This is a genomic window from Marinobacter sp. S0848L (assembly GCF_023016065.1).
Classification (GTDB): domain Bacteria; phylum Pseudomonadota; class Gammaproteobacteria; order Pseudomonadales; family Oleiphilaceae; genus Marinobacter.
This window is the reverse complement of record NZ_JALKAQ010000026.1, coordinates 1-1,815: the sequence shown is the minus strand read 5'-3', so window position 1 is coordinate 1,815 and position 1,815 is coordinate 1. Positions and strand designations below refer to the sequence as shown.

Genomic DNA, 1,815 nt, shown 5'->3' with positions numbered 1-1,815 from the left:
GAAATATCAGGACAGTGACTCGTCGAAATTGAGTTTTGTCTTGAGCAAGAATTAAGAATCTACGGATTCTTGTATGATTTAAACTGAAGAGTTTGATCATGGCTCAGATTGAACGCTGGCGGCAGGCTTAACACATGCAAGTCGAGCGGAAACGATGATAGCTTGCTATCAGGCGTCGAGCGGCGGACGGGTGAGTAATGCTTAGGAATCTGCCCAGTAGTGGGGGACAACAGTCGGAAACGGCTGCTAATACCGCATACGCCCTACGGGGGAAAGCAGGGGATCTTCGGACCTTGCGCTATTGGATGAGCCTAAGTCGGATTAGCTAGTTGGTGAGGTAAAGGCTCACCAAGGCGACGATCCGTAGCTGGTTTGAGAGGATGATCAGCCACATCGGGACTGAGACACGGCCCGAACTCCTACGGGAGGCAGCAGTGGGGAATATTGGACAATGGGGGCAACCCTGATCCAGCCATGCCGCGTGTGTGAAGAAGGCTTTCGGGTTGTAAAGCACTTTCAGCGAGGAGGAAGGCTCTAAAGTTAATACCTTTAGGGATTGACGTTACTCGCAGAAGAAGCACCGGCTAACTCCGTGCCAGCAGCCGCGGTAATACGGAGGGTGCAAGCGTTAATCGGAATTACTGGGCGTAAAGCGCGCGTAGGTGGTTTGTTAAGCGAGATGTGAAAGCCCCGGGCTTAACCTGGGAACGGCATTTCGAACTGGCAAGCTAGAGTGTGGTAGAGGGTAGTGGAATTTCCTGTGTAGCGGTGAAATGCGTAGATATAGGAAGGAACACCAGTGGCGAAGGCGGCTACCTGGACCAACACTGACACTGAGGTGCGAAAGCGTGGGGAGCAAACAGGATTAGATACCCTGGTAGTCCACGCCGTAAACGATGTCAACTAGCCGTTGGGGATCTTGAATCCTTAGTGGCGCAGCTAACGCACTAAGTTGACCGCCTGGGGAGTACGGCCGCAAGGTTAAAACTCAAATGAATTGACGGGGGCCCGCACAAGCGGTGGAGCATGTGGTTTAATTCGACGCAACGCGAAGAACCTTACCTGGCCTTGACATGCAGAGAACTTTCCAGAGATGGATTGGTGCCTTCGGGAACTCTGACACAGGTGCTGCATGGCCGTCGTCAGCTCGTGTCGTGAGATGTTGGGTTAAGTCCCGTAACGAGCGCAACCCCTATCCTTGGTTGCTAGCAGGTAATGCTGAGAACTCCAGGGAGACTGCCGGTGACAAACCGGAGGAAGGTGGGGATGACGTCAGGTCATCATGGCCCTTACGGCCAGGGCTACACACGTGCTACAATGGCGTATACAGAGGGCTGCCAACTCGCGAGAGTGAGCCAATCCCTTAAAGTGCGTCGTAGTCCGGATCGCAGTCTGCAACTCGACTGCGTGAAGTCGGAATCGCTAGTAATCGCGAATCAGAATGTCGCGGTGAATACGTTCCCGGGCCTTGTACACACCGCCCGTCACACCATGGGAGTGGATTGCACCAGAAGTGGTTAGTCTAACCTTCGGGAGGACGATCACCACGGTGTGGTTCATGACTGGGGTGAAGTCGTAACAAGGTAGCCCTAGGGGAACCTGGGGCTGGATCACCTCCTTAAACGAAGCTGAAAGCTTCGGTCAGAGTCCACACGAATTACTTGGTTAGCTGAATAAAGAGAGCAATTGGGTCTTTCAGGCCCGACTTGGCTTGTTATTGTGACAAGCAAAACCGGGTCTGTAGCTCAGGTGGTTAGAGCGCACCCCTGATAAGGGTGAGGTCGGTGGTTCAAGTCCACCCAGACCCACCAAAAT

Annotated in this window: 1 tRNA gene and 1 rRNA gene; both read left to right on the top strand. The window is 53.3% G+C overall.

From position 1 onward, the window contains the following. Positions 1–80 precede the first annotated feature (80 nt). A 16S ribosomal RNA gene (locus MWU64_RS15315) occupies positions 81–1,621 on the top strand. A 113-nt stretch (positions 1,622–1,734) separates the two neighbouring features. Then, positions 1,735–1,811: transfer RNA gene (locus MWU64_RS15310), tRNA-Ile, on the top strand. Positions 1,812–1,815: the final 4 nt, after the last annotated feature.